This is a genomic window from Pirellulales bacterium (assembly GCA_036267355.1).
In the GTDB taxonomy this organism is placed as follows: Bacteria; Planctomycetota; Planctomycetia; order Pirellulales; family DATAWG01; genus DATAWG01.
In genome coordinates this window covers 1-21,425 of record DATAWG010000033.1, presented here as the reverse complement: position 1 = coordinate 21,425, position 21,425 = coordinate 1, and the positions used below count along the sequence as shown (strand labels likewise).

14 protein-coding genes are annotated in these 21,425 nt (G+C 63.0%); 6 read left to right on the top strand and 8 right to left on the bottom strand.

What is annotated here, in order from left to right; translation table 11 throughout:
- Nucleotides 1–106: 106 nt before the first annotated feature.
- On the bottom strand, nt 107–703 hold the full coding sequence (gene pncA, locus VHX65_05380) for a bifunctional nicotinamidase/pyrazinamidase (GenBank protein HEX3997963.1): 597 nt from the start codon (nt 701–703) through the stop codon (nt 107–109).
- A gap of 33 nt (nt 704–736) precedes the next feature.
- Nucleotides 737–2,209, bottom strand: a complete 1,473-nt coding sequence (locus VHX65_05375) for a nicotinate phosphoribosyltransferase (GenBank protein HEX3997962.1) — start codon at nt 2,207–2,209, stop codon at nt 737–739.
- Between the two features lie 684 nt (nt 2,210–2,893).
- Between VHX65_05375 and VHX65_05370 the strand changes: the two genes are divergently transcribed.
- The 3 genes from VHX65_05370 to VHX65_05360 all read left to right on the top strand — a co-directional run bounded on the left by VHX65_05370 (nt 2,894) and on the right by VHX65_05360 (nt 7,624).
- Nucleotides 2,894–4,432, top strand: a complete 1,539-nt coding sequence (locus tag VHX65_05370; GenBank protein ID HEX3997961.1) for a YifB family Mg chelatase-like AAA ATPase — start codon at nt 2,894–2,896, stop codon at nt 4,430–4,432.
- A gap of 314 nt (nt 4,433–4,746) precedes the next feature.
- Nucleotides 4,747–5,901 (top strand): ATP-binding protein, encoded by a 1,155-nt coding sequence (locus tag VHX65_05365; GenBank protein HEX3997960.1) that lies wholly within the window; start codon nt 4,747–4,749, stop codon nt 5,899–5,901.
- Nucleotides 5,902–6,574: 673 nt separating this feature from the next.
- A complete protein-coding gene (locus VHX65_05360; GenBank protein HEX3997959.1) occupies nt 6,575–7,624 on the top strand; it encodes an SbmA/BacA-like family transporter in 1,050 nt (349 codons plus the stop codon).
- 217 nt (nt 7,625–7,841) lie between these two features.
- On the opposite strand, the gene VHX65_05355 is transcribed toward VHX65_05360, so the two are convergent.
- The gene (locus VHX65_05355; protein HEX3997958.1) at nt 7,842–8,987 is read right to left on the bottom strand and encodes a DUF1559 domain-containing protein; all 1,146 of its coding nucleotides are present in this window, start codon (nt 8,985–8,987) and stop codon (nt 7,842–7,844) included.
- Between the two features lie 283 nt (nt 8,988–9,270).
- Nucleotides 9,271–10,836: a sigma-70 family RNA polymerase sigma factor gene (locus VHX65_05350; GenBank protein HEX3997957.1), complete on the bottom strand. Its 1,566-nt coding sequence runs from the start codon at nt 10,834–10,836 to the stop codon at nt 9,271–9,273.
- A 1,003-nt stretch (nt 10,837–11,839) separates the two neighbouring features.
- On the opposite strand from VHX65_05350, the gene VHX65_05345 reads away from it, so the two are divergent.
- The 3 genes from VHX65_05345 to VHX65_05335 all read left to right on the top strand — a co-directional run bounded on the left by VHX65_05345 (nt 11,840) and on the right by VHX65_05335 (nt 14,396).
- Nucleotides 11,840–12,625 (top strand): SDR family oxidoreductase, encoded by a 786-nt coding sequence (locus tag VHX65_05345; protein ID HEX3997956.1) that lies wholly within the window; start codon nt 11,840–11,842, stop codon nt 12,623–12,625.
- A 179-nt stretch (nt 12,626–12,804) separates the two neighbouring features.
- Nucleotides 12,805–13,407, top strand: coding sequence for a hypothetical protein (locus VHX65_05340; GenBank protein HEX3997955.1), 603 nt, complete (start codon nt 12,805–12,807; stop codon nt 13,405–13,407).
- Nucleotides 13,404–14,396 (top strand): NADPH:quinone reductase, encoded by a 993-nt coding sequence (locus VHX65_05335; GenBank protein HEX3997954.1) that lies wholly within the window; start codon nt 13,404–13,406, stop codon nt 14,394–14,396. The genes VHX65_05340 and VHX65_05335 overlap by 4 nt, the downstream gene beginning before the upstream one ends.
- Nucleotides 14,397–14,447: 51 nt before the next feature.
- On the opposite strand, the gene VHX65_05330 is transcribed toward VHX65_05335, so the two are convergent.
- From VHX65_05330 to VHX65_05315, 4 genes are all read right to left on the bottom strand, one after another.
- Nucleotides 14,448–15,098, bottom strand: a complete 651-nt coding sequence (locus tag VHX65_05330; protein ID HEX3997953.1) for an NADPH-dependent F420 reductase — start codon at nt 15,096–15,098, stop codon at nt 14,448–14,450.
- Nucleotides 15,099–15,296: 198 nt separating this feature from the next.
- A complete protein-coding gene (locus tag VHX65_05325) occupies nt 15,297–19,847 on the bottom strand; it encodes a hypothetical protein (protein HEX3997952.1) in 4,551 nt (1,516 codons plus the stop codon).
- Nucleotides 19,848–19,997: 150 nt separating this feature from the next.
- A complete protein-coding gene (locus tag VHX65_05320; protein HEX3997951.1) occupies nt 19,998–20,414 on the bottom strand; it encodes a biopolymer transporter ExbD in 417 nt (138 codons plus the stop codon).
- Between the two features lie 120 nt (nt 20,415–20,534).
- The coding region (locus VHX65_05315; protein ID HEX3997950.1) for a MotA/TolQ/ExbB proton channel family protein at nt 20,535–21,425 on the bottom strand (891 nt) is incomplete at its 5' end.

The following is a 21,425-nucleotide window of genomic DNA, read 5'->3' as shown; positions in this document are numbered from 1 at the left end:
ATCTGATACACGCTGAGCAATAGTGGCCCGAAGCGTTCGCGAGTCATTCTCCGCGGCTCCCTCGCTAACGCTTCGGGCTAGTGCGGCGCGATGAATTCGTCCGGGCTCATGCAATGGTCACGCCGCGCTTGTGCATCTCGGCGACGGCGTCGCGCGAGTCGGTCGGTCGCAAGTTTACTCCGCGGCAGGCGCCCTCGATCAGATGCGTTTCAAAGCCCAGTGCGACTGCATCAAGCGCCGTGAATTTCACGCAATAATCGGTTGCCAGACCGCACACGTAGACGCGCCCGGCGCCGCGCGATTTCAGATAATCGCCGAGACCGGTCGCTTGAAGATGGCCGTTGTCGAAGAATCCGCTGTAGCTGTCGATATCCGGGTTCGTGCCCTTGGAGAAGATTTTGGCGATCCGCGATCGATCCAGCGTCGGATAAAACTCGGCTCCGCTTGTTCCTTGCACGCAATGCACCGGCCACAGAATCTGCGACAGGCCGTTCCATTCGATGACGTCGCCGGGTTGCTTGCCCGGATGGTTGGCCGCAAAACTCGCGTGATTGGGCGGGTGCCAATCTTGCGTCGCCACGACGAGTTCGAATTGCGGTTGCACGCGGTTCACGACCGGAATCACCGTTTCTCCGTCGGGAACCTCGAGCGCGCCGCCAGTGCAGAAATCGTTTTGCAAGTCGACCAAAATGAGTGCGTCCATCGGTTGGCTTTCCTTATCGCCGGCGAGCGGATTTCAGGGCGACAACTCACGCGCATGCAGAATCAATTTCGTTTTTCGTTCGTGCAATCCGGCTTCCAAGCCGACCGGGTATTGATGCGGATTGACGAATCTTTTGATGCCGCCGTGAAAGGCGGCCAGTTGCCGTTCGGTTCGCTCGCGAATGGCGGCCAGCTTGGGCGGCTCGTAGACCAATTTGCCCTGGCGAAAAATGGGGAGCAAAAGATCTTCGCGCCGCGCATCCCGCGGCATCTTCTTGCGCCGCGTCGGATCGAGCGGATCGATGGCGACCGACTCTCCCTCCGCGGGCTGTTCCTCGTCGTAGATCATGTCGCCGATCGCTTCGGTCGCCGAATAATAGCGCGCGACTTGCAAAACCCCGGGATTCGATGTTTTGATCGCTTGCTCGGAAAGTTTCACCTTGTACTGCCACGGGCCGCCGCGGGAACGAACAGCGGCGAGCTTATACACTCCGCCAAGCGCCGGATCGTCGAAGGCCGTGACGAGCTTCGTGCCCACGCCCCACACGGCGATTCTCGCCCCTTGCTGCTGCAAGTTTGCAATGATGTTTTCGTCGAGCTCGTTGCTCGCCACGATTTTCGCCTCGGGAAAACCGGCTTCGTCGAGCAGTCGCCGGGCCTCGATGCTGAGCCACGCCAGATCGCCCGAGTCGAGCCGAACTCCGACCATTTCATGCCCGGCCTCGCGCAATTCGCGTGCGACCGTGATCGCGTTGCGCACGCCTTGCAACGTGTCGTACGTGTCGACCAGGAACACGCAATTGTTGGGCATCGCCCTGGCGTATTGGCGAAACGCCTCGAGTTCGTCGTCGAAACACATCACCCAACTATGGGCATGGGTTCCGCGAACGGGAATTCCGAACAACCGGCCGGCAAGCAGATTCGACGTGGCCGCGCATCCGCCAATGAATGCAGCGCGGCTCGCGGAAAGGGCGCCGTCGATCCCTTGCGCCCGGCGCAGACCGAATTCCAGCACGGGTTGGCCTTGTGCCGCCATCACGATCCGCGCCGCTTTTGTGGCAATGAGCGTCTGAAAATTGACGATGCACAACAGCGCAGACTCCAGCATTTGCGCCTGAAGCAGAGGTCCTCGCACGCGGACCAAAGGCTCGTGCGGAAACACGACCGTCCCTTCGGCAATCGCATCGACATCGCAGCCGAACCGCATCCGGCCCAGATAGTCGACAAACGCCGGTTCGAACAGCGGACGCTCGTCGTTGCCCACCAGCGAGCCGAGATAGGCCAGATCTTCATGGCTGAAACGAAGGTGCGCGAGATAGTCGATCGCCGTTTCGAGTCCGGCGGCAATCGTATACCCGCCGCGGAATGGGTTGCAGCGGAAAAAGAGCTGGAAAACCGAGTCGCGGTCTTGCACTCCCGTCTTCCAATAACCGTAGGCCATCGTGACCTGATACAGGTCGGTGAACAGCCCCAGCCCGTTTGGATAAAGAATCGCGAGCACGTCCACCGACCGACCTCCTCGTTGTTAGTGTTCATCGTGCACGAACGGCCGACGGTGTCAATCGGCTAAAGAGATGAGAGCGGCGTAGCACGCGGCCGTAAGGCCGCACCCAACGTAGCAGGCACACTCCGTGTGCCGTCGGCCCCGCTCTGTGCCCAACCCGCCGCGGAGCGCAGACGGCACACGGAGTGTGCCTGTTACGTTGGCGCCTTCGGGCTCGACAAAGCCACAGCGGCGCGCGCAGCGCGATCAGTGCCGGCGCGCTGCCGGGAATATTGCCGCAAAAATCAAAGCGGCGCAGCACGCGACCGTAAGGCGCATCCAATGTAGCAGGCACACTCCGTGTGCCGTCGGCCCCGCTCCGTGCCCAACCCGCCGCGGAGCGCAGACGGCACACGGAGTGTGCCTGCTACGTTGGCGCCTTCATTCGAAATTCATCATTCGCCGCATTTTTTCTGTTGGAATTCGAGCCACGCTTTGTGACGTATCCGACGGGCACGGCCGGCTTGGTGCAGTTTACTCCAATTGAATCCGCATCGCCAACACGGTTCAATCACGCGGACGCGGGCGAGGCAGCGCGCTATTGCACGCGGCGATAGCGCATCTGAAAATGGGCGTTCCGCTTGATATCTGGCGTCCGGCCCCTGACCTCTGTTCACTCGCCCTTCGTCTCTAGCCTCGCCGCTGCCAATGCTCGCTCAACTTCGCACGTTTTCGCTTTTGGGCATTGAGGCGCTGCCGGTGGATGTCGAGGTGGATGTTTCGCCTGGGGCGCTGCCGAAAACCGTGTTGGTCGGGCTGCCCGAAGCGGTCGTCAAGGAATGCACGCATCGGGTCGAACGGGCACTGGTGAATTCCGGATTTCAACGCCCGCAGGACCGGGTGGTGATCAATCTCGCGCCGGCCGAGTTGCCGAAGCAGGCGGCGTCGTTCGATCTGCCGATTACGCTCGGATTGCTGGCCGGCAGCGGGCAATTGGTGTCGGAAAAATTCCGCGAATATGCGGTCGTCGGCGAATTGGCGCTCGACGGCAACACTCGGCCGACTCGCGGGGCGCTCTCAATCGCGATCGCCGCCACGCAGCAGCAAGGCCTGCGCGGGTTGGTCGTCCCGAGCTCGAGCGCTGCCGAGGCGGCGGTGGTCGAAGGGATCGAAGTGATTCCGGTGTCGAGCCTGAGCGAGGCGGTCGGATTTTTTTCCGGCGAACTGCAGATCGAGCCGACGCCGGCCCGGGTCGACGAATGGTTCCGCCAGTTCGCCGTGTACGATGTCGATTTCGCCGATGTCCGCGGCCAGGAAATGGCCAAGCGCGCGATGACGATCGCGGCGGCCGGCGGCCACAATCTGCTGATGATCGGCCCGCCCGGCAGTGGCAAGACGATGCTGGCCAAGCGCGTGCCGACGATCATGCCCGACCTGACGGCTAGCGAATCGATCGAAACGACGCGGATTTATAGCGCGATGGGCTTGCTACGGGCCGGGCAGCCGCTCTTGGCCACCCGGCCGTATCGCTCGCCGCACCACACGATCAGCGACGCGGGTTTGGTTGGCGGCGGATCGGTGCCGTCGCCGGGAGAAATTTCGCTTTCGCACAACGGCGTTCTTTTTTTGGACGAGTTGCCCGAGTTCAACCGGCGCACGCTCGAAGTGTTGCGGCAACCGCTGGAAGACGGCACGGTGACGATCGCCCGCGCCCTGTCGAGCACGACCTTTCCGGCCAGCTTCATGCTTGTGGCGGCGCTGAATCCGTGTCCGTGCGGGTATCGCAATGATCCGCGGCGCAACTGCAATTGCTCGGTGCCGCAGGTGGAGCGCTATATGAGCAAGATTTCGGGCCCGCTATTGGATCGCATCGATATTCACATCGAAGTGCCGGCGGTGGCATTCAAGGAACTTTCCTCCGGGGCGCCGGGCACGTCGAGCGCGCAGATGCGCGAGGCCGTCGTCACGGCGCGCACGGCGCAGCGCGAGCGGTTCGCGGGCACGCCGACGCGCAACAACGGCCACATGCCTCACCGCCAGCTTCGCGCGCATTGCAAGCTCGACGACGAATGCATGAACTTGCTCCGCGCGGCCATGACGGAGTTGGGCCTCTCGGCCCGGGCGCACGACAAAGTGCTGCGCGTGTCGCGCACGATCGCCGATCTCGATTCTAGCGCCACCATCCGCCCGCAACATCTCAACGAAGCGATCAACTACCGCATGCTCGATCGGAACCTGTGGACATGACCACGAAACAACGACGAGGTTAACCACGAAAAACGCGAATACGCAAGAATGCCGAAGAGGGCACCACGGATTACACGGGTGCACACGCATGACGAGGAAAAAGGCCCGGCGGAAGTTCTTCGTACCTGTAGCCTGTAGCCTTAAGCCTTCGGCCTTTCCGGAACTTCCGAGGGGTTTGCTGCGTATAACACGTTGCATGCGTTGCCTGCGACGATTGCGCAACGCATCTTACGCGGTGCATGGGGCCCTAGCTGCGAGCAGCATTGGAGCACGCCTTGGATGGAACCACCGTGCGAAACGGGATTCGGCGAGGCATGAAGCGGCCGATTGCGCGCTATGCGGTCGCCGTTGCCGTGGTCGGCGCCGCGATGGTGTTGCGCGGGCCGCTTCTTGGCCGCGCTCTGGGGGAAGATGCGCCGCTGTCGATCTTTGCCGGGGCGGTGGCCATCGCGGCCTGGTTTGGGGGGATGAAGCCGGGCTTGCTGGCGACCGTGCTTTCGCTGATCGTCGGCACGGTTCTCTTCATCGATCAAGGCACCCTCATTCCCCGCAAGCTGAGCGATCGGGTGCGGTGTGCGATGTTTCTCGGCGAAGGGGTGATGATCAGTTGGTTGTTTCATGAGATTCGCTCGGCCAGGGCCCGCACGGAAGAGCAACGCCGGCAACTCGAAAAGGAAGTGGAGCTGCGTCGCCGGGTGGAAGCCGAACTCGTGGCTGCCAACGAGCGCAAAGACCAGTTCGTCGCGGCAGTGGCCCACGAACTGCGAAATCCGCTCTCGCCGATCCGCAATGCGTTGGAAATCATGCAGATTGCCGGCGAAGACCGCTCGGCCATCGAACGCGCTCGGGGGATGATGGAGCGACAAGTGGATCAGATGACGCGGATCGTCGGCGATCTGATGGATGTGAGCCGCGTCGGGCAAGGCAAGCTTCAGCTTCACAAGGAGCACGTCGAACTGGCGGACGTGGTGCAAACCGCTGTCGAAGCATGCTTGCCATTGATAGAACGATCGGGTCATCAATTGACGGTATCGCTGCCGGCCGAAACGTTGATGTTGGATGCGGATCCCGCGCGGCTTATTCAAGTGTTTTCGAATCTGCTGACCAACGCGGCGAAATACACGGAGCGCGGAGGGCGGATTGCGTTGCGAGGCGATCGGGAGGAAAGTAGCGTGGTGTTGCGAGTGAGCGACAACGGGATCGGCATTTCACCCGAACTGCTTCCCTCGATTTTTGAAATGTTCACGCAAGGCGACGATGGGCTGACCAGGCGGCAAGGCGGATTGGGAATCGGGCTGGCGCTCGTCCATCGGCTCGTGAGAGCGCACGGCGGAAGCGTCGAGGCGCGTAGCGCCGGCCCAGGGCAGGGGAGCGAATTTGTCGTGCGGTTGCCGCTCGTAAACAATGCCGTCGCAATGGATCATCGGCCGGCGATCGATGAGGCGCCCACAGGTCGGGCAGGGCAATGAAGCTGGCTTGATCCATCCGCTACGATGCGGATTGGCACACGAGAGCGGCCTTGCCGCAACCAACGTAGCAGGCACACTCCGTGTGCCGTCTGCGCTCCGCGGCGGGTTGCGCACAGAGCGGGACAGACGGCGCTCGGAGTGTGCCCGGTACCATTGAGCCGTCTCGTCGCGCAAAGATGCCGAACGTTCGCTTCTTCCCGATGAACTTCTTCCGCATCTTGCAGTGAAGTCCGAGCGAAAGAAACCAAGGCTTCTTCTTGCGGGCTTTCTTGACCCTCTTTCGCCATGGGTATATGTCGGGTCGGTTCGTAGCCGGCCCTGCCGATTCTTGCCCTTCGGCGCCGTTTTGCCTTCGGTGAGGCTGGATTACCATGTTGGTGACGTGGTGCGCGAACGGTGCTTTTGAGATTGACCGAAAATTAACTTCCGTTTCTTGAACCCCTCACCCCGCCCTCTCCCAAGGGGATGAAGGTGCTGCGGAGAAGTTATTTTTCGGTCGATCCTTAGCGCCGCGATCGCGGCTGAGGCGATCTTGGCCCGGTTCTTGCGGTCGTGTCGGGCGAACGGTTTCGAAACGTTGTTCCGAGCGCTCGCGGCGCGCTTTCCGCGAACCTCGAACCTCAAGGGAATCGTTCTCCAGGGTTCAACTCGCAAAGATTTCACGTGGTGGATCATGCCTTCCGAAAAGCGTTCGACGCGGTCGAGGCTGCTGACAATCGGCTTGCCCTTCTATAAAGCACCGGAGGCTCGTGGGCGCTCATTGGGCGGATTGGCGGTTCTCGGCGCGCTATTGCTCGCGATCAACGTCATGAACGTGATCAACAGTTACATGGGGCGGGATTTCATGACCGCGCTCGCCGGGCGCGAGGCCGCACGGTTCTTTGCTTTCGCCGGAATCCTTGCCGGCGTGTTCGCCGTATCCACGGTCGTGGAAGTGCTCGCGCACTATTCGGAGCAGCGGCTCGGGTTGGTATGGCGAGAATGGTTGACACGGCGGCTCATCGACCGTTATCTGGCGAATCAGACCTACCTTCGCCTTGCCGATCGCGAAGAGATCGACAATCCCGACGAGCGGATCAGCTTGGACATACAGACCTTCACCGCAACGATGCTTTCGATTTTGATCATGGTGTTCAACGGCATCGTGACGCTCGCCGCGTTTTCCTGGGTGCTGTGGTCGATCACTCCTTGGCTGTTCCTTGTTGCCTACGGTTATGCCGGCATCGGCTGCATTGGAACGATCTTGCTAGGGCGACGTCTCGCGATGCTCAACAATCGGCAAATTCGGAAAGAAGCCGATTTTCGCTACAGCCTTGGCCGGCTGCGAGAGAATGCCGCGGCCATTGCTCGAACCGCCGGCGAAGCAGAACAGAAAACGCACCTGCATTCCGGACTGACAAGCCTGGTGCAAAACTTTTTCGACGTGATTCGCGTCAATCGGAATTTGGGCTTTTTCATAACGGCGTTTGGCTACATGCCACAGCTTATTCCAGCGATGGTCGTGGCGCCGCTGTATTTTCGCGGCGCGGTGCAGTTCGGCGCCGTGACTCAGGCGGCGATGGCGTTTGCGCAGGTGCAAGGCGCATTTTCCATTTTCGAAAACCAAGTCCAACAGCTCGCGATCTTTGCCGCGGTTATCGGCCGACTGGGCGCTCTTTGGGACGCGACCGAACCGGGTTCGTTGGATTCCACAGACTCGGTGTCATCGCCAAATCCCCAATGATTCATCTCACACGGCGCTGCGGGGGCACGCGTCGATGGTCAATACAACAGCGCTCTTGAATTTAGATGTCCGACTGTGGGCGAATGCGAATCGGCATCGCCGCCGGCAGACGGAGTGTGCCTGCTACGTACAGGCATACTCCGTCTGCCGTCGGCCACTTGAAACGCGTGAGATCATGCAGCGTCGGTAAGCCACCGATCCGAGCTGCAAACGACGGTCAAAACTTCGAGCTATCGATCGTGAAGCCGTCGTTCGAGAGATTGAGCTTGTCCCAGACGCCGAGACTTCCGGAACCGGTTCCCAACTCGACCATATCGCTGATGAACCGCACGCTGCCGTCGCAGAGGCCGACGTTCACGCCGCCGGGATGCATGCTGCGGGCCGCTTGTTGCCAATTCGGGCCGTTGCCATCCCAGCACGCCATGTTCAGCGCGGCCAGCTCAATGTGGCCGCTCGCTTCGTTGCCGTTGCCGATGGCCGTCGCCACGTCGCTGCAACTCTGCACGTCGTCGGCGTCGAACTGGGTGCAGTTCGGACCGTTCGCATCGCAGACATAGCCGTGGGCCCAGAGAGCGCTTGGGCAACTGCCGCTCATTGCCCACACGCCGCGGCAATCGAACGACGTGAGGCCGGCCCGGATCTCGCCCAACAGGATCGTGTTGCTCGCGCCGTCCTTGATATCGTCGACCCGTAGCGAGATGTTGGCCCCCATCACGCCTTGGTTCAAGGGAGTGCGCCAGTAGACCGGTTCGACGGAGCCGTTGACCATGTAGGCCATGCTGGCGTTGGCACCGTAGTTGCCGCGGGCCCAATTCTCGCCCATCTTATTCGTCAAGCTGCTCCCGGAGCCGCTGAAGGGAGTGCGATTGTAGGAGTCGCTGGGACAAAGCATGAACGACAATTGCGTGGCCCGCGCGATCGCGTTGCTTTGGGCATTTCCGCCCGGCCCGGTGCCGGTCGCGGCACTGCCGATCGGTTGCGTAATGGTCCCGGAAGCGTTGCTGACGAACGTCTGCCGCAGGCCGGCCTGATCCATTTGGGGAAGAATGAGAATCACCCAGTTTTCGAACAGGTTGGCGTTGTTCGAGGTTTCGATCGCGGAAACATCGAGCGCGCCGCTGCTATTCCGCCATACGGAGCTCGGCGGAAACGAGCCGAATGCCGAGTGATAGGCGAGCAGCGCCAATCCCAACTGCTTGACGTTGCTGGAACACTGCGTCTTGTGAGCCATTTCCCGAGCCGCGGTCGTCGCCGGGATCAACAGCCACATCAGAATCCCGATGATCGTGATGACGACGAGCAGTTCCACGAGGGTAAAGCCCCGGCGCGAGAACGGGCGCTTGGCGGCGCAAACGCTGGACATGATCTCCTCCCCAGAATGCGGGCTGTGATCAAAGTAGGGACGCAGGTGGAAGACGAGAAGCACGAAGAAGCTGCCTGCAGGCCGACTTATCGTAGCACGTTGCTGCGGTCGTGTCATTCTTTCGCACCGGCGAACGGCGACGGGGCGACGGTCGGATTTTTCGCCGGGGGCCCGGTATGATCCGTGCTCCGACGGCGCAATAAAAAGCCCCCGTCGGGAAACGGGGGCTTTGATTTCAATTTGTCTTTCGAAGCACGAAAGGACGTAGTGGATCGGCAACCGGTCAATCCAAGAAGCCGATCAACTCTTGGCTGCGGCTCGGTTGCTGGAGCTTGCGAACCGCCTTGGCCTCGATCTGGCGGATGCGCTCGCGGGTAACTTTGAAGATATGGCCCACTTCTTCCAGCGTGTAGCTGTAGCCGTCGCCCAAGCCGTAGCGGAGCTTGATGATTTCGCGTTCGCGGTAGCTGAGGGTCTTGAGCACCTTCGCGATCCGCCCGCGGAGCATTTCCTGGGCAGCGCCGATGGCCGGATTTTCCGCACCCGAATCCGGGAGCAGATCGCCGAAATGGCTGTCTTCGCTATTGCCGACCGGCCGATCGAGGCTGATCGGATAGCGGCTCATCGCCAACACGCGGCGGGTTTCGTCGAGCGCGGTTCCCGAGGCGTTCGCGGTTTCTTCGATCGTCGGCTCCCGGCCCAGCTTTTGGAGCAACTGCCGCGACACGTTCCGCACGCGCGACATCGTTTCAACCATGTGGACCGGAATCCGGATCGTGCGGCTTTGATCGGCCACCGCCCGGGTGATCGCCTGACGAATCCACCACGTGGCGTACGTGCAGAATTTGAAACCGCGGCGATACTCGAATTTATCGACCGCCCGCATCAAGCCGGCGTTGCCTTCCTGGATCAGATCCAGGAAACTCAGGCCGCGGTTGCGATACTTCTTGGCGATCGACACCACCAGCCGCAAGTTGCCTTCCGACAAGCCGCGCTTGGCGTGCTGATAGTCGGAATAGATGCAGCGGAGGTATTTCACGCGATTGCGCAGGCTGGTGGGCGTTTCTTGCGTGGTGCGGAGGATATTGCGGAAATCCTTCAGCCACGCCTGACGCTCCGTCGCGAGACCCTTGCGGCGCTTGTGATCGTCGATCCGGCACTTCAGCTCATCCAAACGGCGGCTGAATTCCTCGAGCGTGCGAATCAGCGGTTCGATCCGCTGCGTGCGCAGACCGAGCTCTTCGACCAGCTTGACGGCCCGCAGCCGGCGCCGGCCGAGCCGTTGCCATGCCTCGCGGCGCGCGGGCAGCTTGGCCGACTTCGAAGTCGCCAGGCGATAGTCGGCTTTGTTCCGCCGCAACAGCGACTGCACGGTGCAGAGGTTGTGCGGCAGGCGGCCGAGGATCTGGTCCTTCTCCAGCCGATCGGTGACCGACACCTGCACCGTTCGATCGAAGGGGAGTTCGCCGCGGTGTACGCGATTGAGAATCTTGACCGCGATTTGAATTACATAGTCGCAAGCCAGCAGCTTGCGGCGGAAGCGGGCGCGCGTGATCTCGATCTTCTTGGCCAGCGTGATTTCCTGCTGCCGGGTGAGCAGCGGAATCTCGCCCATCTGGGTCAGATACATGCGGACCGGGTCGTCCGACCAACTCTCGACGTCTTCTTCTTCCGACAGCAATTCATCCGCTTTGCCGTCGAGTTCCAAGTCCGCGATTGCCGCCGGATCTTCGACCAGCAGATCGTCCTCGGCATCGTCTACATCCACGCCCTTATCAACCAGCTCGGCCGTTTCGTCGGAATGGGGAGTTACATCGTCTTCCAATTCGTCGAGCAATGAATCGTACAAGGGGACACTCCTCAGGCTAAGTCACGCGGAAAACGGGGGAGATAAAGTCGCACGAACGGTTCGGTCGCAGATACGCGGCGAAAGCTAAGAATCGACGCGAAGGCATCAACACAGGAACCCATACATCGCACAATCAGGCGCAGGCTGGTTGCAGGCACTGCATTCGATCGGAATACCAAGCTCAGGGACCCGCCAATCAACAATCCATGGCATTGCCCCAATTCACTTCCTAAGCGATCTGAAAAAAGGATTCACAGCAAGGCAAAACGCCGGAACACCGCCCACAAAACCCGACGCATGTCTGATCCATTTTCCGAGCCTGAATGTTTTTCCGACCCTGACTGTCGTTTGGCGCGCACCGACGTGTGGCGACGGACGTATTAAGATTGATTCCGCTCGCTCAGACCACGTTGCGACTGGTGCGCTTTGCAATAGCCAGTGCCGCTTCAGTTCCTCAATTATGCAAACGACCACGATTAAAATCCAACGAATTCTACACACTCTTTTGCCGCATGCGGCGGTCGCCCGCCATTTGGCAAGAAATACAGCTTGCTGGCAACTCTAACGACGCCAATCGATCGCCGTTATATTACCCAAATTAACAAAAGCCATTTCCACCAGCCCACAAACGCCGCCTGAATCGAAGTCCTGCTCGTGCTCTCGCAGCCAATCGGCCGCGCGCGCCTCGACCATGGACGCCGTGGACACTTGGCGGAAGCGCCGCAAACCAATGCCACGGGCAATTCTAATCACCGGCCCGCCAAGGTCCAGACTTGCGCTGAAATTTGGTTCTTCCCTTCTCTCTATTCGCCCCGACGCTCGCGTGCCGCCTGCTTGTCGCCAATCCGCGCGAGCTATACCATAGCGCCTGCTCCAATCCGCCGCCATCGAGGCGCTATCCAAGCCCAGGGAAGATCCATTACGCCTCTTCCATTCAACCTCGCATCGCCGGCCTTCCCTGCGTCGCGCCCTCCGAAGAACCCCAACCCGCCAACACCTTCGCATGTCATTAACCGATAAGTCGGCACTTGTCACAGGCGCTAGCCGCGGCATTGGTCGAGCCATCGCAATCGGCCTCGCCGAGGCCGGCGCCGACGTGGCCATTAATTTCCATTCGCACCCTGAGGAGGCGGAAGAAACCGCCGCCGAAGTGGGCCGTGCCGGCCGCCGGGCCCTGCTCCTTCAGGCCGACGTGGCCGACTACACGGCCGTCGAAGCGATGGTGGCTCGCACCGTCGCCGAATTCGGCCGACTGGATGTTGCCGTTAGCAACGCGGCCTACAGCGACCGCGAGCCGTTTTACGAAGCGGATTTGGCGGGCTTTCGCCGCACCGTGGATGTCACGATGTGGGGCGTCTTCAATTTGCTCCGTGCCAGCGCTCGACAGATGATCGCGCAAGGCGACGGCGGAGCGATCGCGCTGGTGAGTTCGCCGCACTCCTACATTCCCGTTCCGCGGTCGATGGCCTACAATCTATCGAAGGCGGCTGTGGATCAAATGTCGCGCACCGCCGCGATCGAATTGGTCGACCATCGCATTCGCGTCAACGTCGTGCATCCCGGCTGGACCGATACGCCCGGCGAACGAAAGTTTGCCACCGAGGAAAAACTTCAACGGGCCGCCGCGGTCCTGCCTTGGAAGCGGATGGGCCGGCCCGACGAAATGGCCCGGGCCGTGGTTTTCCTCTGCGACCCGGCGAGCGACTACATCACCGGCGCCGAGCTATTGGTCGACGGCGGCAGCACGCTCCCCTGGTGGGCCTCCGACGGCATGGCAGTGCCGAAGTAGTAGGGTGAGGGGTTAAGGTGAGGGGGAGCCAGGGGTTTAGGGGGACGCGCAAGCGATGTTCCGACCGACGTTTGAGTATTACGTTCGCGTGCGGTTTCGCGCGCCTGCCCCGACTTGTCAATCACTTTCCGCGCCTGCATCCGTCACCTAAGCCTAACCCTAACCCGTCACCTTCTCCCATGCGTTTCCTCCTCCCTTGCTCGTGCGGACAAAAGCTGGAAGTGTCTGCCGCCCAGGCTGGGGAGACATTGCCGTGCTCGTGCGGACGAGCGGTCGATGTGCCGACACTCCGCGGGCTGCAAGCGCTCGAACGCGTCGGCACGGACACAGCCACGCCATCGCGCGGCCGTTGGGGGGCCAGGCAAGGGTTGCTGTTTCTCGGCACCGTGATTTTCGTGGTCGGGCTGATCGGGGCCGCTTGGCTCCATGTGTCTCGCCCAAAGGGGCTGATGGTGGTCGAACGCCTTTCGCCACCCACCGGCCACGTTGACAATACGGTTCGAAATACGACCGAACTGCTCAGCAATTTTCCGACCCTGGCGCCCGCCGACGTGTGGCTGACATGGCAAATCACCGCTCCGGTGGGCGCCGATATGCGGCTCACGCGACTTGGATTTGCGACCGAACAGACTGAAACGCGCTGGACCGACAACTGGCGCGATTGGAACTATCTTGTCCGGATTGTCCAGTTCATCGGCGTGGTGCTGATTGGCGGCGGGCTGCTCATTCCGCAGCGCCGCGCCCGCCGACCCGCGAAAGCCCGAGCAGGAGCCGCACGATGAAAGCCGCCTACATCGAAAAGCCGGGGCCAGCCGAGTCGATCCGCTACGGCGATTTGCCCGATCCGCATCCGAAAGGGGCGGAAGTGTTGGTGCGAGTTCGGGCGGTCGATGTGAATCCGGTCGAAACGTACGTTCGCAGCGGCGCGGCAGCGATGCCCATTCCGCTGCCGTTCATTCTCGGCTGCGATCTGGCAGGCGTCGTCGAGCAGGTAGGGCCCGACGCGCGGCGATTCAAAGTCGGCGACCGCGTGTGGGGATCGAACCAGGGATTGTTGGGCCGGCAGGGAACGTTCGCCGAACTGGCGGCGGTCGACGAATGTTGGTTGTATCCGACGCCCGACGGCGCGAGCGATCAGCAGGCGGCAGCTACGGCGCTCGTGGGCATTACGGCCAATTTGGGCTTGGTGCGCGACGCTCGGCTCCGCTCGGGCGAAACACTGTTTGTTCACGGCGGCTCCGGCGGAGTCGGTTCGATGGTCGTGCAAATGGCGAAGAATATCGGCGCTCGTGTGATCACCACTGCCTCGACCGATGCGAAGATGGCAATCTGCCGCGAGCTGGGCGCCGATCTGGTGATCAACTATCGAACCGATGATGTCGAAGGGCAGGCCAAAAAATTCGCTCCCGATGGAGTGAATGTCCATTGGGAAACCTATCGCGAGCCCGACTTCGATCGCTCTGTGCGGATGCTCGCTCCGCGTGGCCGGATGATCTTGATGGCCGGCCGCGATGCGCGTCCCCCGTTTCCGGTCGGGCCGTTCTACGTCAAGGGCCTGCACCTGCTCGGCTTCGCCATGTTCAACGCGACCGCCGACGAACAGCGCGCCGCGGCCGAAGACATCAACCGCTGGCTGGCCGCCGGCCAATTGAAATCGCTCATCGACCGGGTGCTTCCCCTCTCGGATGCCGCGACGGCGCATCGCCTGCAAGAAGGCAAAGTGACGGGGAAGGAAGGCGAGGTGGTCGGGAAAATCGTGCTCGTGCCCTAACGGCCGGGCCTTACTGTTTGCTCGCTTTCGCGCGTCATTCGCGTCATTCGCCTAGTTCGTGGTTCCCGTCGACTTGCACTGCCGCCGAACGACATCGAGCGCGAAGTCGCGGCCGAGTCCGCGGTGGCGCGACAAGACGATCCACGTCATCGCCAGCGGTTCCAATAAGCGGGCATATTTCAACGGCCCCATTTCAATCGGCTCGTAGCCGATGTCGGCCGCCAGCTGCGCCGCCAGTTTGTTGGCCGACGCGTCGTTGCCCGCATAAAGCATCGTTACGCGATGCGGGCCGTCGTCGGCGTGGGCCATGTTGTTCGACCCGTTCGTGTTGAAGATTTTTACGACCCGCGCGTGTGGCTCCATCATCGCGATCACTTCGCCGGCCGAGGTGTCGTGCCCCATCGTCAACTCGGTGAAATCGGCGTTGACCGGATTCGTGCAATCCAAAAGCACTTTGCCATTCAAATCGCCGGCAGCCTTCAGCGCGTCGGGCACTTCGTTCCAGCGCACGGCCAACAAGATCACTTCCGCCTGCGCTGCATCAATCACGGATGCAAGGCACGCGCGCATGTCGCGCGCCGCGGCCTGCCGATGCGTGTTTGCAGGATCGCGCACGCCGAACACGACCTCGTGCCCGAAGTTCGCCCATCGCCCACCCAGCGCGCTTCCAACGCTTCCCATGCCGATAATGCCGATACGCATGGTGTCCTCCTTTCACAGATCATCAAATATGTTGACAGCAGTGAAGAGCAAGCTGCGTGCCGAACGTGAATGAGTAGGGGGGTTTTGCCCCACCAACGGGGACAAGCCCAGGGAAGGCCAGGAGAGCGGTGACCAAGAACAAAACGGGTACGGGGCCTTCCCTGGGCGCAAAATGCGCCAAAGGGCAGCAACCGAGCGCTACGGCCGAACTTCGTAGATCGGCAAATGGCGCCAGTAGACTTCCAGCGAGAGAAGATTCATCGTGGTCACATATACGCGCCCGCCCAACCGCCCCCAGCGATCGGGCACCGGATTCATCGGGTCCCAACTGCCGGACAACTCGCCGGTCTTGATCTGCGAATTCACCAATAGCGGATGAAGCCGCTCGCTCCACGCTTTCCAGTAATCGCCCCGAAGCTGGAACATGACCTGCGTCGCGTAATACCAGTAATACGTGTCGCGAGAATATTCGTCGGCGTCCTTGGGCAGGTTTTCCTTGATGAAATCGGCCCCGCGCAAGAGCGCCGGATCGTCGCGCTTCGCGCCGAGATACATCCGCATCAACAGCGCGACCGACGTCATCGTCGGGCGGCTCGAATCGCGCTCGTCTTGCGAATTGCGGTTCTCGGCATTGTACACATACCGCGAGGCATCTTGCGGCACCACCTCGGCCGAGTCGAGCCAGCGGCTGACGCGGTCGTAAGATTTTTTCGGGATTTTTAGGCCCGCCAGATCGCCGCTCTTCATGGCCGTGGTCTGCCAACCGGTGACCGACGTATCGCTCTCGACGCGCGGGCTGTAGCGCCACCCGCCGAGCTTCGGGTTCTGCGAGGCGACGATGAAATCAATCGATTTCTGCGCCGGCTCGCGGAGCTTCGGATCGCCCGTCATGCCGAAGGCTTCGCACAGCGCGAGCGAGCCGATGGCATGGCTGTAGAGCCACGCGCTTTCATTCGACTTTCCATCCATGGGGACATAAAGATCGCCGTCGGCCTTCTGATGCTTCAAGAGAAACTCGAGACCACGACGCACCGTGTCGCGATATTTGTCGTCGTAGTGGTCGTAGCCGGCGCCGAGAAACGAGAGCAGGGCCAGCCCGGTGGCGGCCGTGTCGGAATGGATGATGCCGGCGTCGTAGTCGGTCGCGCCGGGAAAATGCTCAAGGCTCCAATGGCCGTCGTCGGCTTGCAGCCGCGCGAGATAAACCAGCCCGCGCTCGATCGTTTCTTCGGTCTTGCCGTCGGGGCCGTTGCCGAACGCCTTGTTGCCGCCGGAACCGTTGCCACCGGGGCCCTTTTTGCCCGGCCCGCGGCCGCGGCGACCGAACGATGCCGAAGGGGAGCGAACCGGCAGACTGGCAACCTCGGGGCCGGCATCGTCGCCGCCCCCGCCGCGCGGCAAGAAGCGGCCCAGCGACATCGCCAGTTGATCGCTGTCCGGACGAGCGCGACGGTCAGGCAAACCGAATTGCGGGGCGATCGTCACGCCGCTGCCGCCGGCCAAACCGGTCGCGTCGGGCAGGCCGGCTTGTGTCGGCAAGCCGGCCGAGCCGAAGCGACGACCAGTTCCGTCGCCGCCAGGGCCGAGTGGGGCCGGACCGCCTGGACCGCCAGGGCCATTGCCTCCCGCACCACCCACCGCGCCGGATGCGCTGTTTCCAGGCCCGGCCGAACTCGGCGCGCCGGCAAATTTCGGCGACTCGGCCGCGACGGCCGTTCCATTCGGCAACCCGACCGCGCCGTTCCGTGGCAACAGCGCGCCGGTGCCGGTTCCCGCGAGCGACGGGCCGCCTGCGCCGTTGCCGGAAATGCCCGCCGCCGGAGCGCCTGTGCCGGAAAGCAATACGCCCGGCGCGCCGTTCAACAGTGCGCCGCTCAACAGTGCGCCGTTCAACAGTGTGTCGCTGGCCGAGCCAGTCGCCGCGGCGATGCCATTTCCGGTGCGGCCTGGAATGCCGCCGACCGATTGTCGAGCCACGCCTGCGACCTGGGCATCGACCGGACCGGCAACGGTGCCGTTGGCGGTTCCTGCGCCGGTTCCCTGGCTCCCTTGGCCCGAGCCATTGCCGCCCGGTCCGCCGCCGCCCGCCGGAAGCTGCGGCATATCGGCTTTCACTTCCGCTGCCAAGCCACCGGCAACCGGTCGCCCGGGCAAGCCGATGCCGGCGCCGATGCCGCCGGGAACGCCGCCGGCCACTCCACCCGGCAAGTCGGTATTGCCAGCGCCGGGGCGGCCGATTTGTGCCGCGCCGATTCGCACGGCGCCGCCGCTACTTCCCAATCCGCCGGGACCGTCGCCGGGCGATGTGCCGCCGGCCAATGCCGCGCCGCCGGGAATGCCGCTGCCGCGAGCGGTTCGCACGGCGCCGGATGCTCGGCTTTCAGGAGCCGGACCGCCCGGGCCGACTCCTTCGCCACCCGAGCCGCCCGGTCCGCCCGCGCCGATGCCGGCCGGAATCGCGGCGGCCGCGGCGACGCCGTTGCCGGGAATTGGCGAAATGCCCCGCGCTCCGCCCGCGCCGCCGATCGACCGTGGAAGCGCCATGCCCGCCAAACCGAGCCCCATGGCCGGCTGACCGGCGGCATCGGGCCGACCTGCTCCCCCGCCAGCGCCGCCCCCAATTCCGATGTTCATCGCCAATTGCGTCGGACCAATGTCAGACAGTCCGCTGCCGCCCAAGCCGTTGTCATGGCCGATCGGGCCACTCGCGGTGGATCGGCCGGCGCCGGCCGTTGAGGAAGCGCCCAAAGGCGCATTCGCGGGGCCGGGATCGCGGCTCGAAAACAGCGCGTCGCTGCCGGTCGGAGCGATGGCTACCGCGCCGGAGGTCACTTCGCCAGTGGTCGCCGTTCGCGACAACCCGCCCGGTTGGCCGGCGCCGACCGCTGGTCCGCCGGCCATGCCGCTTCCGGCGCCCAATCGCGCGGCAACCGATCCGCCGGGGCTCGATGTGCCGACCGCAGGCGACACGTTCGGTTGGAATGCCGCGCTCGGCAAACCAACGTCGAATCCCTCGCCATGGCCTGGGCCAACCGGCCCGCCGGTCGCCCTTGCAATGCCGACATGCGCTGGCCCCGGCGAAGGCGAATCGGCCGGCGCCGCTTGCCCAGCCGCTAGAGCAATTCCACCGGGCGGAGCCGCGGCGGGAAGGCCGGCAATCGCCGCCGAAAGCGCCGGCGAGCCGATGCCCGACGTGCCCAATCCGCTATTGCCGAGTGGTCCGATTCCGGGCACGGCCGGCTTCGCCACTGGCCCGACAATCGGGCGATCTCTTCCCGGCATCGGGCCGGCCATCGCCACCGTCACTCCGAATCCACCCGCGCCCGCCGGACCGCTGAGTTCCGGACCAGCCGGCCGAGCGGGCGATGCGGCAGGCGAAACGCGGGCGACCTGTGTCGCGGCGGCTTGCAGCGAGCCCGAGCCATTCCCTTCCGCGGCCACCGACGGCGGCTGCTTGGGACCAATCGGGCCGGCGGCATCCACATCCGCAACCGGGCCGGCGATGTGCGAATCGCGAACGGAACTTGTCAAACCGGCGTTGGGGATCGCGGGCTGCGGCGAAAGAGCTTCCGGTCGAACCGGCGATGCCATGGCCACCATCAGCGGCGCTTGTGCCGCCGGCGCGACGGCCTCGGAGCTTTGCGGGCGGCTGACGACGGGTCCGGCGATCGCCTGCCGGCCCGCGCCGGTCGCTGGCCGCGGCGCGCCTTGATCGGCGGCTTGCTCGTGTCGCGCGGGAGCGGCGGGGGAGGGCGCTTCGCCTCGCGGGACCGCGGCCGGTTCGGTCATCGTTTTCACAAGCGACGGCCCGACGGCGATGGTTGCCGTCGGTTGCTGCTCGCCTGCGCGCGGAGCGGCTTCCGCCCGCGGTCCGCCGGGCTGCACGATCTGCGGCAGCATCGCCACGATGTCGTTTTCCGGGCGGCGTGGCACTGCCGGATCGAGCAGTTGATGGCCCTGCGGAGTCGCATGCGATTCCACTTGGCTGGCGGCCGGCGCGGCGATCGCGGCGTCTGGCTTCGGCGCGGCGATCGCCGCGGCTGCGGGCATTGCTTCGGCCGGGGCAGGCTGCCGCGTGGTCAGCGTCGAGGTCAATTCGCCGCGTCGCGGAGCGGCCGACTCGGCCGGCCGCGGTTTCGTGTCTGCCAGCGCGGGAGCGAGCCGCGCTTGCGGTCGGGCAATTTCTAATCCGCCCAGTTTCGGCGCCGGCGCGGCCGGCTTCGGATGCTCGGGCTCGACGTTGCGAACAATCTGCACCGGCTGCTGATCGGGCAGGTTCGTCGGCAAACTGCTCGACACCGGCTTTTCGAGATCGCTCTCTTTCGGCAGAACTGGGATCAGGCCGTTCATCTGGTAGTCGGGAAGCGTGTCGATTTCGCGCAACTCTCGCCGCGCAATCGGCAGCCGAGGGCCGACGCTCCACTGGCTGTTGTCTTCGTGCGACAGCGCCATCTTGATGCCGACCACCAAGTGGAGCGAAATGCTGAGCAGGGCGGCCACTTGCAATCGCCGGCCGCCGCGGCCACCGATCCGCGTGGCCAAGACCGTAAGCCCGCAGACACTGCCGACAAGCGCCACGATCAGAAAATAGCCGTTCTCATACCACACGTGGGTATGAAAATCGGCCAAGGCCACGATCATCCCCACCGCGCAGCCGCAAGCCAGCAGCAAAGCCAGATTGACGGGCCAAAGCTGCTCGTCGAAATGATTCGACTCGACGGGCTCGATTTTGCGTACGTTCGGGCGCACAGGGTTAGGGTGAGGGGTTAGGGTGAGGGGTCAGGAACGCGCGAAACCGCGGGCGAGCTTGGGAATCAGACGAGGCATTGAGGCTCGATTGCGGTTTCGCGCGTCGGCCTTCAAGCAAAGCATCTCGGGAAGACTCCTCGTCCCTCGCCCCTAGTTGGCCGCTTCGCTGGTGGTTACGCGGTAGTCGGCGATGCCGACTTTGTTGCACGAATTCATCACGGCGACGACATGGTTCCAGACGCAATTCTTGTCGGCGCGAATCACGACCGATTGGCGTTGCGGATTGTCGACTGATGCCTGGCCCAGTTGCTTCTCGAGCGAATCGAGCGTTGCCGGCGCGCCGTGAGCGTAATAATGGCCTTGGCGATCGATGTCGATGAAAAACTCCTTCGGCTTGCTGGTGAGCGGCTTGGCGGCGCTGGCCTGCGGCAACACGATCGGCAAGCTACGCTCGGCGGTGGTGATCTGCGTGGCGACGAGAAAGAAAATCACGAGCTGCAACAAGATGTCGATCATCGGCATCATGTTCACATTGCCGGCCAAAGGGCCCTTCGGTGGAGCTGCCATGCGATCAACCTTATTTATCAATGTCTAGTGTCTAACGACGAATGTCTAAAGAATGACGAAGCACGAATGACGAAAGTTCCGAAACCAAACGTCGATTCGACATTCGTCATTCGATATTCGTCATTCAGCTTGCACGGCTTGGGGGACCGATTCTGGCGGGACGTAGCGGGCCACCGGCGGCGGAGGCGGTTCGACGCCAGCCGCCGTTTCGTGGCTCATCGATTGCCGGCTCACGCGCAGCCGGCCTTCGTATTTCTCCACTTGCGGCAGCATGCTTTCCACCAGGTCGTCGACATCATGCATCAGCAATTGGACACGCCCCTCGTAATAGTGCGCGAGGAACAGCGCCGGTACGGCGACAAGCAGGCCGGAAAACGCGGTGATCAGTTTCAGATAGATGCCGTCGGAAAGCACCAGCACCCGATCCTCGCCGACCGGACTGTTGGCCATCCGGAAGAAGACGATGATCATGCCCTGCAAAGTGCCCAACAGGCCCATCAACGGAGTCACCGTGACGGCCAGCGACAACGGGCGAATGTTGCGATATAGCTTCCACGTTTCGCGGTTCGAGGCTTCGGCCGCGGTGCGCTCCACCTCGGGATGCGGCCGGCCGACACGCAAGAGAACCGCCCGAATGACGTTCGACGCGGAGCAAGGCATCTGTTGGCAAATCCGATAGGCTCGGCGCGGATCGAAGCCGTTGGGCGCATCGGCCAGATCGCCGAAGCTTTTGACCAATTGCCGCGGAATGATTTTCTTGCGCCGCAGAGCGATCGCCCGCTCGATGGCAAATGCCACGACCACCAGCGACATGAACGTGATGGGATACATGAGCAGGCCGCCCTTTCGGTACATCTGCCACAGGTCCATGGCGGGCATGGGGGCGGCTTCGGCTTCCGCAAGTTTGGCGCTTTGGCTGCCGGCAGCCTCTTTATCGGCGGCGCCCAGATCGGCTGCCGCCTTGGCCTCCGGCGACGCGGCTGCCGCCGGTCCGGCCGCTGAGGCTCCGGC

What these genes read in the sequence shown, in the direction of transcription:
- VHX65_05370 (HEX3997961.1), top strand. Translation starts at nt 2,894, where the DNA reads ATGCTCGCTCAACTTCGCACGTTTTCGCTTTTGGGCATTGAGGCGCTG.
- VHX65_05335 (HEX3997954.1), top strand. Translation starts at nt 13,404, where the DNA reads ATGAAAGCCGCCTACATCGAAAAGCCGGGGCCAGCCGAGTCGATCCGC.
- VHX65_05365 (HEX3997960.1), top strand. Translation starts at nt 4,747, where the DNA reads ATGAAGCGGCCGATTGCGCGCTATGCGGTCGCCGTTGCCGTGGTCGGC.
- VHX65_05330 (HEX3997953.1), bottom strand. Translation starts at nt 15,098, where the DNA reads ATGCGTATCGGCATTATCGGCATGGGAAGCGTTGGAAGCGCGCTGGGT.
- VHX65_05345 (HEX3997956.1), top strand. Translation starts at nt 11,840, where the DNA reads ATGTCATTAACCGATAAGTCGGCACTTGTCACAGGCGCTAGCCGCGGC.
- VHX65_05355 (HEX3997958.1), bottom strand. Translation starts at nt 8,987, where the DNA reads ATGTCCAGCGTTTGCGCCGCCAAGCGCCCGTTCTCGCGCCGGGGCTTT.
- VHX65_05340 (HEX3997955.1), top strand. Translation starts at nt 12,805, where the DNA reads ATGCGTTTCCTCCTCCCTTGCTCGTGCGGACAAAAGCTGGAAGTGTCT.
- VHX65_05360 (HEX3997959.1), top strand. Translation starts at nt 6,575, where the DNA reads ATGCCTTCCGAAAAGCGTTCGACGCGGTCGAGGCTGCTGACAATCGGC.
- pncA (HEX3997963.1), bottom strand. Translation starts at nt 703, where the DNA reads ATGGACGCACTCATTTTGGTCGACTTGCAAAACGATTTCTGCACTGGC.
- VHX65_05320 (HEX3997951.1), bottom strand. Translation starts at nt 20,414, where the DNA reads ATGGCAGCTCCACCGAAGGGCCCTTTGGCCGGCAATGTGAACATGATG.